The organism is Pseudomonas sp. Ors-4-3C, from assembly GCF_055755035.1.
The window spans coordinates 2276016-2289705 of the sequence record NZ_CM146900.1 but is presented as its reverse complement, the minus strand read 5'-3'; the positions used below and the strand labels follow the sequence as shown (position 1 = coordinate 2289705).

Sequence of the window (13690 nt, the reverse complement as noted above, 5' to 3'; positions counted from 1 at the left end):
CCTGTCGATTCATCATGTTCAGGCGGACTCAATGGATGATCTTGAGCTAAGAAGTGATCAGGGCTCGGAAATAGCCGAACAGGTTCGAACCGATCGCTTGCAGCAGTTATTTCGGCAATCCGGCGCTGCCGTTTTCGGCAGTTATATGGCGGCAATCCTCCTTTGCTGGCTGTGTTGGGAGCGGTTTGATCACGGTGTGGTTATCGGTTGGATAGCGGTATTAACGCTGTCGACGTTGCTGCGTATCTCAATGTTCATCGGCTATTTTCATAGCCACGTCAGTGAACGCACGCCACAGCGTTGGGAACGCAGATACTGGTGCACGCTTATGTTGTCTGCAGGGATATGGGGCGCGGGCGCACTCGCGGTCATACCGGTCGACGACCTGTTGGCTCAGGCGATGGTCATGCTCTTCACTGTCGGCATGTCTGTCAGTGCGGTGTCGTGTTACTCGGCTTACAGGAACATGACGATGGTCTCCATCGGACTGGTTTTGTTGCCGTGCTCCATATGGCTGCTGTTTCAACCGTCAACGTTGCAGGTCGGCATGGCGCTCGCGGTTTTTGTGTTCGCATCGTTTGTAGCCAGCGCCACACGCAAGATGTCCGATGCGCTGGAAACTGCATTTCGCTTGACCCGAGAGTTGGAGCGGGAAAACCGGCTTTCTGTCAGAGCCGCCAGAACCGATGAGCTGACCGGCCTGAAGAATCGCCGTGCGTTTTTCGATGATGCTGATCAGCTTTACCGTGAATGCAAAAGCAAGGGTTCCGTGCTGTGCGCAGTCATGCTCGATATGGATCACTTCAAGCACATCAACGACTCTTACGGTCACCAGGTTGGGGATCAGGTGCTGCGTCAGGTGGGGGCGGTGATCACTGCATCTATCCGTGAAACCGATGTTCATGGCCGACTGGGAGGCGAGGAGTTCGCTATTTTGCTTCCTGACACCACACTGGACGTCGCCATGAGCATTGCCCAGGAACTGATCCAGGCCATCTCCAGACTCAAGGCTGAGCCAGCTGATCGCATAACCGCCAGCCTTGGCGTAGCGTCATCGGACTTTAACGAAGAAAGCCTTTCTAGCTTGATGAACAATGCAGACAGAGCGCTGTACAAAGCCAAGTCGTATGGACGAAATCAAGTTGCTGTCGCGGATTGATGGGCTGTTGCGACCTTGGGAGACGCCCACTATCACATCTGTCTGCCGTTACGCGCTGCAATCGCAACGGTGGTCGGCGAATCAGCAAGTGGAACGAATTGTCGTGTCGCGCCATCAAGTGCATCGATGCATCCCGCCTCGATGTCGTAAACCCAGCCGTGCAGATTCATGCGCCCTTGCTCGAGCGCGAGGGCCACGGATGGATGTGTGCGCAGGTTCGCCAGTTGCGCGATCACGTTTTCGCGCACGAGGCCGTCGAGCTTTGCGCGGGGCGTGTCGAACTCGTGCGCCGCGTTAATCGCTTTTGCGGCGTCCGCGTGACGTAACCAATTAGCAACTGCCGGAAGGTGATCCAGGCACGTGCAGCGTGAAATCGCGCCCATCGCCCCGCAGTCCGAATGGCCGCAGATCACAATGTCCTGTACGCCAAGCACGGCGACCGCATATTCGACGGTAGCCGACACACCGCCCGGTTCAGGGCCGTAAGACGGCACAATGTTGCCGGCGTTGCGAATCACGAACAGTTCACCGGGTTCACGCTGCGTAAGGAGTTCCGGCACAACACGACTGTCCGAGCAGGTTACGAACAACGCCTTCGGATTTTGTGCAGTCGCGAGCTGCTTGAACAGCTCGACGCGTTGCGGATAAACCTCGCGCTGAAAGCGCAGAAAGCCGTCAATAATGTCACGCATGAAGTCCTCCAAACACGAGTAGCGGATGTGGGCACGAGCACTCGATATGCCTTCGCGCCGCTGTGGTCGGCATTATCGCAGACGTCGCACGTGTTGGCAGTACTCGAACAACGATGTACTACAAGCCAAATGGTGTTGACGCCGAAGCCGAAGCCGCGAGGAGCTGATACCTGATCACCTAAAAGCTAAGCCAAAACTCGCACAGGTAAGCAGAAGAGGGTGGTCGGGACAGGCGGGGTCATGTCATTGGAAATGGGAATTCAGCCATTGGAATGCCCAAAATGCGGTTACAGTGGTAGTCCATGTCTGTTTTTGTCTGTTTTCACGCACTTGCACCAAGCGGTTCAAGCGACTGTACAGAGGCAGAAAACTGCGAATCCATCGTTATGTGAACTATGAATCGTCCGCTGTTTGTTTCTCTGGATGGGCCCAAGGGCACCGGCAAAACCACGCTGTTGGAGGCCGTTACGAAGGAACTGAGGGCCAGCAACAAGAAAATCATCCGGCTTTGCGAGAGAAAAAGCGATCCTTTCAGGGGTGAAACCATGGCCCTGATTAACACGCTTGCCAGAAATCCTTCCCAGGATCTGGAATGGGCTGTGTGCCAGCGCCTGGCTGATAGTCGACGCTGGATTTCCCGAAACGTGCTGACGGAGCAGCCGCTGGACAGCATCATCCTGATTGATCGCTGGTATCCGTCTGATGCAGCGTTTCGCCAAACCATCCCGTTTGCCGAGATTCTCCAGTTGAACCTGGATCGAGACGTGCGAGTGCCGGACCTGCATGTCGGCGTTGTCACCGATCCGGATATTTCATGGACAAGGGCTGCGACACGCGCGCGAGGATTGGGCGGCACTGTGATCCAGAAGCACGCAGAGCATGTGGCATGTACGGAGATGTTCGAGCAAGCGGTTAAGGAGCACGGTTGGGTTCTGTGCCGTAATGAGGGACCAATCGAACACGCTACGATGCAGATTGTTTCTGAGATCCATAGGGTGCTTGGGTGATTGTTGGAGCGGAGACGGGCGTTGGTGCAGGAGGCGCATAAGGTAATAAATGATTTAACATAATATACATTACACGTAACAAGATGTTTCAGGATTAACCCGGTTGCACGCCAGATTTCAATCCAGCGTCTTTTTCCTGAAACCTTACTTTTCACAACCACGGCCTTGCCGGAAACTGGCGACCCTCAATCAGCATCCCGCGTCAGCTTTTCAATCAGCGTGCTGATGCTGTGGAAATCGCGCAATCAGTTTCCGTCGATCAGCCATCTCCATGTCCGCAAAATCAAATCCCGGCGACACGGCTTCGCTGATTAATCCAAATCCGTGCTCACCCTCAAGCAATCGCGAAGCTTTCCAGATTCCACCAGGCACGTGCATTTGCAAATGCTGGCCTGCCAGAACGTCGCTACCCATCACCAGCGTTCGTAACTCGCCGTCACTGAGGATCATGCTGTACTCGACAGGATCGCCCAGATGATAGAAATGCAGGATGTCCGATTGGTTGAAATGAAATTGGCCCACTGGCGAATCTTCAGTCAGCAGGTAATAGATCGAGGTCATCAGGTAACGTGGACCACCGGCGGTTTGCAGCATGGCGCGCTGATCTGCTTGAAAAGTCCTGCGAAAATAGCCGCCTTCGACATGAGGCTGCAGATCCAGCGCCGCAATCACATTCTCGACGCTTGTTTTCCCTCGATTCATGGCCCACTCCATTGATTTAAGGACAGATGCGACGATAGCTCTACTAAACGGCTATTTAGTGGAGTTAACAGTAGATCGGCGGATTTCGAAGGAATTAACCTTCTTTTTAGCGCCTATTTATTCAAGAAGGCATTTCAGAAATCTACCGTTGCCAAATCCGCTATTTAACTAACATCTTCAGGCGCTGTTCTTACGCTTCAGCGTCTCGCTCGGCAGCTCTTTGAACAGTGCCCGATAACTGCTGGAAAACCGCCCCAGATGCCAGAACGACCAGTGCATCGCCACTTCGGCAACCGTGGTGTCTGTGGGCGCACGCTTGAGTAATTCGCGATGTGCGCTGTTCAACCGGCGCAGGCGCAACCAATGGCTTGGCGTCATGCCGGTGAAGTCTTTGAACGCATGCTGCAACTGACGCAGCGAAACGCCCGCGACCTGCGCCAGTTCCAGCAGATTGACCGTTTCTTCCGGTGAATCGGCGGCCCACTCCCCTACTCGCTTCATGATCGTCCGCTCCTCGCTAAGGCGCTGCAAACCGCCACGATCCAGGTGCACGCGAGCGTTGTCGAGGATGAACAGGCAGTCTTCCAGTAATTGCTGAGTCAGGGCCTCTTTACTTGGCTGATCAAGGGTTTGCGATAACTTCGTGAGCGTCGAGCTTAACCAGCGACTGAACAAGGCGTTCTGTCCGCAGTTAAGCGGTGCCATGAACAATCCCTCGAGCCTCGCCACGTCCAGACCGTGCTGACGGACGAATTCCGGGCCGAACACCACAGCGATTTCCTGGTAGTTCTCCGGGGTTATCCAGATGTTGCGGCTGTCTTCGTTGAGCAGATACAGCGCGTTATCGCTGCGATCGAAACAGAACGCCAAGGCACCCGATGGCGCGCTAAACGTCTGCTCGACACGGGTGTTCATCTGCTCTTCGTAAACCTGCACACCCTGCAGATCCAGATAGCGAATCTGCCCGGCGAAATGCCCTGGCGACATCTGCTGGTAATGCTGGACCCAACCCGGCGTGGCGCGGATCTGTTCGGTGACATCAGCGGTATTGAAAGCCTGAACCTGTAGCGGATTACACGTTGTCATGGGAGACCTTGCGCACTCTTTTGGTGCGCTTTGGTGCTGCTTAAAGTGGATAGATGGAACTGCAAGGCTCGCCCAAGATAGTCGTCAACGCGCCACAGGGGAAGGGGCGGAAGATGAAACCCGCCCTCCCCGGCGTCTATAAAACCAATAACGAGGTCTTTATGAATGCCCCTTTCGATCAGCTGTTCACTTGGCTGAAAGATCACAAGATTACCGAAGTTGAATGTGTGGTCAGCGACCTGACCGGCATCGCCCGCGGCAAGATCGCACCGACCAACAAGTTCCTGCATGAACGAGGCATGCGCCTGCCGGAAAGTGTGCTGCTGCAAACGGTAACCGGGGATTTTGTCGACGACGACATCTACTACGACCTGCTCGACCCGGCCGACATTGACATGGTCTGCAAACCGGTGAGCGACGCCGTGTATGTGATTCCATGGGCGATCGAGCCGACCGCCATCGTCATCCACGACACCTTCGACAAGTTCGGCAACCCGATCGAACTGTCGCCGCGCAACGTGCTGAAAAAGGTTCTGCAGCTGTACACCGACAAGGGCTGGAAGCCGATCGTTGCGCCGGAAATGGAGTTCTACCTCACCCAGCGCTGCGAGGACCCGGACCTGCCGCTCAAGGCGCCACTGGGCCGTTCGGGCCGTGCCGAAAGCGGTCGGCAGTCGTTCTCCATCGATGCTGCCAACGAATTCGATCCGCTGTTCGAAGACGTCTACGACTGGTGCGAGTTGCAAGGCCTGGATCTGGACACGCTGATCCACGAAGACGGCCCGGCACAGATGGAAATCAACTTCCGTCATGGCGATGCGCTGGATCTGGCCGACCAGATCACCGTGTTCAAACGCACCCTGCGCGAAGCGGCGCTCAAACATAACGTCACCGCAACGTTCATGGCCAAGCCGATTGGCGACGAGCCTGGCAGCGCGATGCACCTGCATCAGAGCGTGGTCGACATCGAGACCGGCAAGCCGATCTTCGCCGATGCCGACGGCAAGATGAGCGAGCTGTTCCGCCATCACATCGGCGGGTTGCAGAAGTACATCCCGAAAGTGCTGCCGATGTTTGCGCCCAACGTGAACTCGTTCCGCCGCTTCCTGCCGGACACCTCGGCACCGGTCAACGTCGAGTGGGGCGAAGAGAACCGCACTGTCGGCCTGCGTGTGCCGACCTCCGGCCCAGAATCCATGCGCGTGGAAAACCGTCTGCCGGGCGCCGACGCCAACCCGTATCTGGCGATCGCCGCGAGCCTGCTGTGTGGCTACATCGGCATGGTCGAAGGCATCGAACCGAGCGCCGCCGTCGAAGGCCGCGCCTACGAACGCCGCAACCTGCGCCTGCCGATCACCATCGAAGACGCGCTGACACAAATGGAAGAGTGCACAACCGTTGCCGAGTACCTGGGCAGCAAGTTCGTGCGCGGCTACGTCGCGGTGAAACGCGCCGAGCATGAAAACTTCAAGCGCGTGATCAGTTCGTGGGAGCGCGAGTTTCTGCTGCTGAGCGTCTGACTCCAGCACAAATCCCCTTCCTCCATGGCATGGCTTTTTGTGGGAGGGGGGGTTGCTCCCGAAAGCGGTGTATCAGCCAGCTGTAATGTTGGAGGTACCGGCCTCTTCGGGAGCAAGCCCCCTCCCACAAAGAGCAGGGGAACAATGATCCATCTGAAAATCCAGAACCACCCGAAAACTCCAATAATTCCAAGAGGTGTCGATATGCGTCTATTGAAATCCATGGTTCCCGCCGCACTGGCGCTGTTGTGCAGCACCGCAGCCCTGGCTCAGCCCCAGGTCTCCGTCTACAACTGGACCGACTACATCGGTGAAACCACCCTCGCCGACTTCCAGGCCAAGACCGGGATCAAGGTGATCTACGACGTTTTCGACTCCAACGAAACCCTGGAAGGCAAACTGCTTGCCGGCCGCACCGGCTACGACGTGGTCGTGCCGTCCAACCATTTTCTCGCCCGCCAGGTGAAGGCCGGCGCGTTCCTCAAACTGGATCGCGAGCAGTTGCCGAACTGGAAAAACCTCGACCCGAAACTGCTCGCGCTGCTTGAGAAGAACGATCCGCAAAACGCCCACTCGGTCCCCTACCTGTGGGGCACCAACGGCATCGGCTACAACGTCGACAAGGTCAAGCAAGTGCTGGGCATCGATCACATCGATTCCTGGGCGGTGCTGTTCGAACCGGAAAACATCAAGAAGCTGTCGCAGTGCGGCGTGTCGATGATGGACTCGGCCGACGAAGTGTTCCCGGCGATCCTCAACTACATGGGCATGGACCCACGCAGCGAGAACCCGGAAGACTTCAAGAAGGCTGAAGCCAAACTGCTGAGCATCCGTCCGTACATCACCTATTTCCATTCCTCGAAATACGTGTCCGATCTGGCCAACGGCGACATCTGCGTGGCGTTCGGTTACTCCGGCGACGTGTTTCAGGCCGCAAACCGCGCCAAGGAAGCCAAGAACGGCGTGAACATCGCCTACGCGATCCCGAAGGAAGGCGCCAACCTGTGGTTCGATCTGTTGGCCGTTCCAGCCGACGCCGCCAATCCCAAGGAAGCCCACGCCTTCATCAATTACCTGCTTGATCCGCAAGTGATCGCCAAGGTCAGCGCTTCGGTCGGTTACGCCAATCCGAACCCGCCGGCCAAGCAGTACATGGATGTGGCACTGGTGAGTAATCCAGAGGTTTACCCACCGCAGGAAGTCCTCGACAAACTGTATATTTCCACCACCCCGCCCCAGTCGATCATGCGTCTGATGACCCGCTCCTGGAGCAAAGTGAAGTCGAACAAATGAATCAGTACAGCAAAGAACACGCCCGCTCCTATTACGCTGCTTCGGCCCGGGCAAGCACGCCCTGGCCGGTGCTTGACGGTGATCTCACCGCCGATGTCTGCGTGATCGGCGGCGGGTTCACCGGGGTCAACACCGCAATTGAGCTGGCGCAACGCGGGCTGTCGGTGGTGTTGATCGAAGCCCGGCGCATCGGCTGGGGGGCCAGCGGACGCAACGGCGGTCAGTTGATTCGCGGCATCGGTCATGAGGTCGAGGGCTTTGCACGTTACGTGGGCAACGACGGCGTGCGCTATCTGCAACGTGCCGGGATCGACTCGGTGGACCTGGTGCGCCAGCGCATCACCGAAAACGACATCGAGTGCGACCTGCGCTGGGGCTTCTGCGAACTGGCCAACACCCCGGCGCAGTTTGCGGCGTTCAAGGACGAACAGGTCAGCCTCGACGAACTCGGCTATCAACACCAGACCCGCCTGGTTGGCCCCGAGCAGATCCGTCAGCAAGTGGTCAACGCCGACGGCTACGCGGGGGGGCTGATCGACACGGGCTCCGGCCATCTGCATCCACTGGATCTGGTTCAGGGCGAAGCGCGTCTGGCGGCGTCCCTCGGTGTGCGCATTTTCGAGCAAAGCCCGGTGCTGCGGATCATCCACGGCGAAACCGTTGAGGTGCGCTGCGCCACTGGCAGCGTGCGCGCTGGCAGTCTGGTGCTCGGTTGCAATGCGCATCTGGATGAACTCGAACAGCAACTCAGTGGCAAGGTGTTGCCCGCCGGCAGTTACATCATCGCCACCGAGCCGTTGTCCGAGGCTCGCGCCGCGCAACTGATCCCGCACAACCTCGCGTTGTGCGACCAGAAAGTCGGCCTCGACTACTACCGGCTCTCGGCGGATCGACGCCTGCTGTTTGGCGGCGCCTGTCACTATTCCGGACGCGATCCGGCGGACATCGCTGCCTACATGCGCCCGAAGATGCTCAAGGTCTTCCCGCAACTGGCCGATGTGCGCATCGACTATCAGTGGGGCGGCAAGATCGGCATCACCGCCAACCGCTTCCCGCAGGTCGGTCGGCTCAAGCAACAGCCGAACGTGTTCTACGCTCAGGGTTATTCCGGTCACGGTCTTAACGTCACGCACTGGTGCGCCAAGCTGCTGGGCGAAGCGATTCACGCCGGCCATAGTCAGGGCATGGACGTGTTCAGCGCCGTGCCGCACATGACCTTCCCCGGCGGCCCGGCGCTGCGTTCGCCGCTGCTGGCACTGGGGATGTTCTGGTATCGCCTGCGCGAACTTGTCGGCTGAACGCATCCCCCCTGTAGGAGCTGCCGCAGGCTGCGATCTTTTGATCTTTAAAAATCAAGATCAAAAGATCGCAGCCTGCGGCAGCTCCTACACGTAACCAGCTCCTCGCTATTTGCTCTATCGCCAAGCACTTCTATATTGATGGAGTGCTTTTGCGTTCCTGACGCTCAGCATCCACAAAACCGAGGGGGACATGGATGAAGTCGTCAGCCGCCGATGAGCCACGAGCACCGGGCCAAGCGCCGATCAAGACGCGTCGTTTCAGCATTTCACTGGTGTGGATCGTGCCGATCGTGGCGGTGCTGGTCGGTATTTCGCTGGTGGTGCACAACCTGCTGCAGGAAGGCCCGAGCATCGTCGTCAACTTCAAGACCGGCAGCGGTCTGACCGCCAACAAGACCGAGGTCAAGTATCGCAACGTGGTGATCGGTCAGGTGACTGACGTCGAGTTGAGCGCCGACCAGAAGAGCGTCGACGCCACGATCAAACTGTCCAAGCAGGCCGAAACCTTTACCCGCGAGGATTCACACTTCTGGGTCGTGCGCCCGCGCATCGGCGCTGGCGGCGTATCGGGCATCGACACCCTGCTCTCCGGCGACTACATCGGTGCCGATATCGGCCAGGCCGACAGCCGCGCCAAACACTTCAAGGGCCTGGAGAACCCGCCGCCGATCACCTACGGCGAACCGGGCAAGCGCTTCATGCTGCACGCCCCGGATCTCGGCTCGCTGGACATCGGATCGCCGGTTTACTACCGCAAGATTCCGGTTGGCCAGGTCGTCACCTACACCCTCAATCCCGAGGGCAAAGGCGTGGACATCGAGGTGTTCATCCATTCGCCGAATGACGCGTTCGTCACCGAAAATACCCGGTTCTGGAACGCCAGCGGCATCGACATCAATGTCGGCGCCAACGGCTTCGCAGTAAAGACCGAATCGCTGTCGACCATGCTGGTCGGCGGCATTGCCTTCCGTGCGCCGGATTACAGCCCCAACGACGTTGCTGCCACGGACGACAAAGACTTCGAGCTGTTCGCCGATCAGCAGACCGCCCTCGCCCCGCCCAACGGCAAGGCGCAATACATGGTGCTGCGTTTCGATCAGTCGCTGCGCGGACTCAAGGTCGATGCACCGGTGGAGTTTCTCGGCATGGAGATCGGCCGGGTCGTCGGGATCAACCTGGACTTCGACGCGAAAAAACGCAGCTTCCCGCTTAACGTCGGCATCGTCATCTACCCGCAGCGCCTGGGCCAGGCCTACAAAAAGATGCTGACCGAATTCAAGCACGATCCCAACGACGAAGCCGCCGGTATTCGTCTGCTCGGCACCTTCGTCGATAACGGTCTGCGCGCCCAGGCCCGCAGTGGCAACCTGCTGACCGGGCAGTTGTACGTTGCACTGGATTTCTTCCCGAAAGCCGAGAAAGTCGCGTTTGACCCGACGGCCCGGCCGGTGGTCTTGCCCACCGTGCCCGGCAGCCTCGAACAGTTGCAGGAAAAACTCGAAGCCGTGGTCGACAAGCTCAACAAACTGCCGGTCGAACGGATTGCCGGCAACCTCGACAGCAACCTCGTGGAGCTGCGCAAAGGCCTGACCCAGTTCAACGCGAAAACCCTGCCGAGCGTGCAGACCACCCTGGCCGACGTCAGCAAGACCTTGCAGTCCGCCAGCTCGACCCTCGCCGAAGACTCACCGCAGCGCGAGAAACTCACCGAGACCCTCGACGAACTCGGGCGCATGTCGCGGTCGCTGCGTGAGCTGTCGGATTATCTCGGGCGCCATCCGGAATCGCTGATTCGCGGTCGCCCCGACAATGCCGCGCCGCTGGATCTGAAAGGACCGCCACGCAATTGAGCACAGGAGCTACCCCATGGCTTTACCGCTGAAGATCACCGTGCTCGCTGCGTTCATGCTGCTGGGTGCCTGCCGCAGCGAGCCGATCAACTTTCACACCCTGACGCCGGTGCAACTGCCGACGTCCCGGGCCGGTGCGCAAATTCCCATCGAGGCGATCAGCGTGCCGCCACAGGTCGACCGCCCGCAAATCGTCATCCGCCAGGGCAACAATGGCCTGGCGATTCTGGAAACCCAATGGTGGGGGGCGAGTCTGGCGGATGAGTTGCGCAGCGCGTTGAGCGATCAACTGAGCAATACCGGCAGTCGCGGCAATGTTTCGGTGCGCATTGATGTGCAGCGTTTTGACTCGATTCCCGGACAATACGGGCTGATCGACGTCAAGTGGCGCCTGCGCCCGAGCGGTGCGGCGGACAATGCTCTGCTGACGTGTCATTCAACCTTGCAAACACCGTCCGGCCCGAGCATCGATGACCTGGTGGCCGCGCAACAGAACAACGTCAAACGACTGGCTGCATTGATCAATCAAGCGGCGGGCAATTCACGCACCTGTCCATCGGCGTCCTGAGTCGCCGCCGGTAGCGTGACGGTGAAACGGCAGCCGTTGGGTTCGCGAGTCACCAAGTGAACCTGCCAGTGTTGATGGCTGCAGATTCGCTGCACCAGCGACAACCCCAGGCCAAGCCCTTCACCGCGCTGTTCGTCACCACGCACGAATGGCTGAAACATCGCCTGGCGTTTCTCTTCCGGAATACCGATGCCGCTGTCCTCGACCACGAAACTGTCCTTGAGCAGAGTCAACCGGACAAAGCCCTGATCGGTGTAGTGCCAGGCATTACGCAACAGATTGCCCATGACCGATTGCAAGAACGTCAGGTCATATCGCGTGGTGCCCGCCAGTTGCGGCTCGTAGATAAGCTCCAGACCTTTTTCGCGAATCAGCCGCCCCCAGATTTCCACCTGGGCGTCAGCGATAGATTTGAGTGTGCAGGTGGATTCGGTGCCAAGCTCTTCCGGCTTGCGCGCCAGCATCAAAAAAGTCTCAACCAGTTGGCGCATTTCAGCGCTGGCCCGGGCAATGCGTTTGACCTGCTCAGTGGAACGCCGATCCAGCGAGGGGTTGGCCAGCAACAGCTCGCAGGAACTGGCCAGAATCATCAGCGGTGTGCGCAGTTCGTGGCTCACGTCACTGGTGAAGAGCTTTTCCCGGTTCAGGGTCTCGCGCAACCGGCCGAGTGTCTGGTCGAAAGACAGCGCCAACTCCCCTACTTCATCATCGGCGTAATCCGGATGCAGGGCCGGCGCCAACGCGATCAACTGATCGCGATGACGTACCTGCCCCGCCAGGCGAATCACCGGCGCCATGACCTGCCGCGCCAGCAGCCTGCCGAGCGCGACAGCCAACATGACACTGAGGATGAACCCGACAATCACCACGACGAACAGCAGGTGCTCGCGTTGTTCGAAGCTTTCCTGATTGCGCAGCAACACATATTTGCGGCCGCCGACTGCCTCGACCATGGCGTAGAAATCATCACCGTTGAAGGTGATCTCCTGAAACCCCAAGGGCAGTTTTGCCAGTTGCGGCGTCAGCGCCATGGGCCCCGGACCGTTCTCGAAAAAAAACAGTTCGCTCTTTTCCGGCTCATGGCGCCACTGGTTGATGTCGTCCATCGCCAGCAACCGGCGCAGTCCGCCGCTCAGGGCCGTCATGGTCAACTTGTGCTCGACGACATGCACCGTGGCCACAATGCCCATCGCGAAGACACCGGCTACCACCGCGCTCATCAAGGCGAACACAATCACGATCCGATTGGCGAGGCTTTGCTTGAGGTCCATCCGGTTCAATGACTCCAGTGCTGATGTCAGAGCTGCAAGGGGCGGCGCGACGACGTTGTCCAAAGCGCGCAGCTTCGCCTTGCCCGGCGCAGTTGTTAAGTGCTTCAAGCAAACAAAACGGCTATTTGAGTTTAGTTATCAAATAGCCGTTTCTGTTGATACCTGCGCCTCTCTCGCAAATTTTTCACATGTTCTTCACTGCGCCGCCACGACTCTGAACGTAGTGTTCAGCAGCCATTCAAGCAACCCACCGTAAAGTAACTAACCTCCTGGAGCTTACGTTGCACTTTGCGTGTGAACTGAATGGAACTCGGGAATGACAAGGGGCAACGTCGTGGTTGAATTAGTACAAATACAATCAGCACCCAAGAGATCGTACCTCTCTCGTCCGCGGGCCTGGGTTGCCATCGCTGCCGGCGTGCTGGTGATCAGCCTGATTTGTGGCTTCGTCTGGCTGCAGCGTTCACCTGCCAACCTGCGTTATGTCAGCGCCTCTACCACCCAGCAATGGGTGAAAGCCTGGCAGGCTGGCGAGGTCGTCGCACTGGTGCGCCACGCCGAACGCTGTGACCGCTCGAACAACATTTGCCTGGGGCCGGCAGACGGTATTACCCAGGCAGGCAGCGTCTCTGCAGTCTCCGTTGGCCGGGCCTTTACGCAATTGGGAATGCAGCAGACCCAAGTGTTCACCAGCCCCCTGACGCGCACTGCGCAAACGGCTCATTACATGTTCGGTCGCGACGCAATGGCGGCAGAATGGCTGGAAACCTGTGGCCCGACGATGCGCGATGAGTTGGTGGCGCACAAGCCCCCTGGGCAGAACATGATCCTCGTGACCCACAGCGGCTGCATCGCCGATTTCGAAAGACAAACCGGTTACCCGCGCGCGGTCGCCACCGAATATGGCGGCGCGGTTTTAGCCCGTATAGATGCACAAGGCAAACTTGAAGTCATTGGCATCATGAACCCTGAAGGCTGGCAGCGATTGACCAAGTAACCAGCAAACTTAATCAAGCAACAAACAACTCGGCCAATGCTCTGGCACAGGGTATTGGCGCCTATGAAATTGTAATAAGAAATGTTTTTTATTTTGAGCAACTGGACATATTTCATTTTAGAGCTTGTCTTCCCGAGGAGAACTTAAAGCTGGAAGCAGACCCGTTCTCTGAATACAGGACACGGCCTTCGGACGTGCTCTCCTCTGCATTCATTCAACCCAGTGCCGCGCCTGCAACGGAAAT

Annotated in this window: 11 protein-coding genes and 1 pseudogene; 8 read left to right on the top strand and 4 right to left on the bottom strand. The window is 58.1% G+C overall.

Going from position 1 to position 13690, the window contains the following annotated elements:
* Positions 1-31 precede the first annotated feature (31 nt).
* Entirely contained in the window at positions 32-1159 is a 1128-nt protein-coding gene (locus ACVHNU_RS10095) for a GGDEF domain-containing protein (RefSeq protein WP_473019609.1), read from the top strand.
* A 32-nt stretch (positions 1160-1191) separates the two neighbouring features.
* On the opposite strand, the gene ACVHNU_RS10090 is transcribed toward ACVHNU_RS10095, so the two are convergent.
* On the bottom strand, positions 1192-1851 hold the full coding sequence (locus tag ACVHNU_RS10090; protein WP_003224876.1) for a carbonic anhydrase: 660 nt from the start codon (positions 1849-1851) through the stop codon (positions 1192-1194).
* Positions 1852-2246: 395 nt separating this feature from the next.
* On the opposite strand from ACVHNU_RS10090, the gene ACVHNU_RS10085 reads away from it, so the two are divergent.
* Positions 2247-2858 (top strand): dTMP kinase, encoded by a 612-nt coding sequence (locus tag ACVHNU_RS10085; protein ID WP_473019608.1) that lies wholly within the window; start codon positions 2247-2249, stop codon positions 2856-2858.
* A 185-nt stretch (positions 2859-3043) separates the two neighbouring features.
* On the opposite strand, the pseudogene ACVHNU_RS10080 reads toward ACVHNU_RS10085, so the two are convergent.
* Together ACVHNU_RS10080 and ACVHNU_RS10075 are read right to left on the bottom strand one after the other, a co-directional pair.
* Positions 3044-3560, bottom strand: a pseudogene (locus ACVHNU_RS10080) (cupin domain-containing protein).
* A 177-nt stretch (positions 3561-3737) separates the two neighbouring features.
* A complete protein-coding gene (locus ACVHNU_RS10075; RefSeq protein WP_473019607.1) occupies positions 3738-4646 on the bottom strand; it encodes a helix-turn-helix domain-containing protein in 909 nt (302 codons plus the stop codon).
* A 161-nt stretch (positions 4647-4807) separates the two neighbouring features.
* Here ACVHNU_RS10075 and ACVHNU_RS10070 point away from each other — a divergent pair, with 161 nt between their 5' ends.
* From ACVHNU_RS10070 to ACVHNU_RS10050, 5 genes are all read left to right on the top strand, one after another.
* Positions 4808-6166, top strand: coding sequence for a glutamine synthetase family protein (locus ACVHNU_RS10070; protein WP_226499371.1), 1359 nt, complete (start codon positions 4808-4810; stop codon positions 6164-6166).
* Between the two features lie 204 nt (positions 6167-6370).
* Positions 6371-7459 carry a polyamine ABC transporter substrate-binding protein gene (locus ACVHNU_RS10065; protein ID WP_003224753.1) on the top strand — a complete coding sequence of 363 codons (1089 nt, stop codon included), beginning with the start codon at positions 6371-6373 and terminating at the stop codon, positions 7457-7459.
* A complete protein-coding gene (locus ACVHNU_RS10060) occupies positions 7456-8757 on the top strand; it encodes an NAD(P)/FAD-dependent oxidoreductase (protein WP_473019606.1) in 1302 nt (433 codons plus the stop codon). Before ACVHNU_RS10065 ends, ACVHNU_RS10060 begins: the two co-directional genes overlap by 4 nt.
* Before the next feature lie 197 nt (positions 8758-8954).
* A complete protein-coding gene (locus ACVHNU_RS10055) occupies positions 8955-10610 on the top strand; it encodes a PqiB family protein (protein ID WP_473019605.1) in 1656 nt (551 codons plus the stop codon).
* 16 nt (positions 10611-10626) lie between these two features.
* Positions 10627-11178: a PqiC family protein gene (locus ACVHNU_RS10050; RefSeq protein WP_226499374.1), complete on the top strand. Its 552-nt coding sequence runs from the start codon at positions 10627-10629 to the stop codon at positions 11176-11178.
* Here the strand turns inward: ACVHNU_RS10050 and ACVHNU_RS10045 are convergent.
* Positions 11136-12449 (bottom strand): sensor histidine kinase, encoded by a 1314-nt coding sequence (locus tag ACVHNU_RS10045; protein ID WP_473019604.1) that lies wholly within the window; start codon positions 12447-12449, stop codon positions 11136-11138. The two genes, ACVHNU_RS10050 and ACVHNU_RS10045, sit on opposite strands and share 43 nt — an antisense overlap.
* Before the next feature lie 316 nt (positions 12450-12765).
* Here ACVHNU_RS10045 and pmrG point away from each other — a divergent pair, with 316 nt between their 5' ends.
* Complete coding sequence (gene pmrG, locus ACVHNU_RS10040) at positions 12766-13446, top strand: lipopolysaccharide core heptose(II)-phosphate phosphatase PmrG (RefSeq protein WP_262141202.1); 681 nt, start codon at positions 12766-12768, stop codon at positions 13444-13446.
* Positions 13447-13690: the final 244 nt, after the last annotated feature.

Bases quoted from the DNA above. Each gene is read 5' to 3' on its own strand.
- ACVHNU_RS10095 (WP_473019609.1), top strand. From the start codon at position 32: ATGGATGATCTTGAGCTAAGAAGTGATCAGGGCTCGGAAATAGCCGAA.
- ACVHNU_RS10090 (WP_003224876.1), bottom strand. From the start codon at position 1,851: ATGCGTGACATTATTGACGGCTTTCTGCGCTTTCAGCGCGAGGTTTAT.
- ACVHNU_RS10085 (WP_473019608.1), top strand. From the start codon at position 2,247: ATGAATCGTCCGCTGTTTGTTTCTCTGGATGGGCCCAAGGGCACCGGC.
- ACVHNU_RS10075 (WP_473019607.1), bottom strand. From the start codon at position 4,646: ATGACAACGTGTAATCCGCTACAGGTTCAGGCTTTCAATACCGCTGAT.
- ACVHNU_RS10070 (WP_226499371.1), top strand. From the start codon at position 4,808: ATGAATGCCCCTTTCGATCAGCTGTTCACTTGGCTGAAAGATCACAAG.
- ACVHNU_RS10065 (WP_003224753.1), top strand. From the start codon at position 6,371: ATGCGTCTATTGAAATCCATGGTTCCCGCCGCACTGGCGCTGTTGTGC.
- ACVHNU_RS10060 (WP_473019606.1), top strand. From the start codon at position 7,456: ATGAATCAGTACAGCAAAGAACACGCCCGCTCCTATTACGCTGCTTCG.
- ACVHNU_RS10055 (WP_473019605.1), top strand. From the start codon at position 8,955: ATGAAGTCGTCAGCCGCCGATGAGCCACGAGCACCGGGCCAAGCGCCG.
- ACVHNU_RS10050 (WP_226499374.1), top strand. From the start codon at position 10,627: ATGGCTTTACCGCTGAAGATCACCGTGCTCGCTGCGTTCATGCTGCTG.
- ACVHNU_RS10045 (WP_473019604.1), bottom strand. From the start codon at position 12,449: ATGGACCTCAAGCAAAGCCTCGCCAATCGGATCGTGATTGTGTTCGCC.
- pmrG (WP_262141202.1), top strand. From the start codon at position 12,766: ATGACAAGGGGCAACGTCGTGGTTGAATTAGTACAAATACAATCAGCA.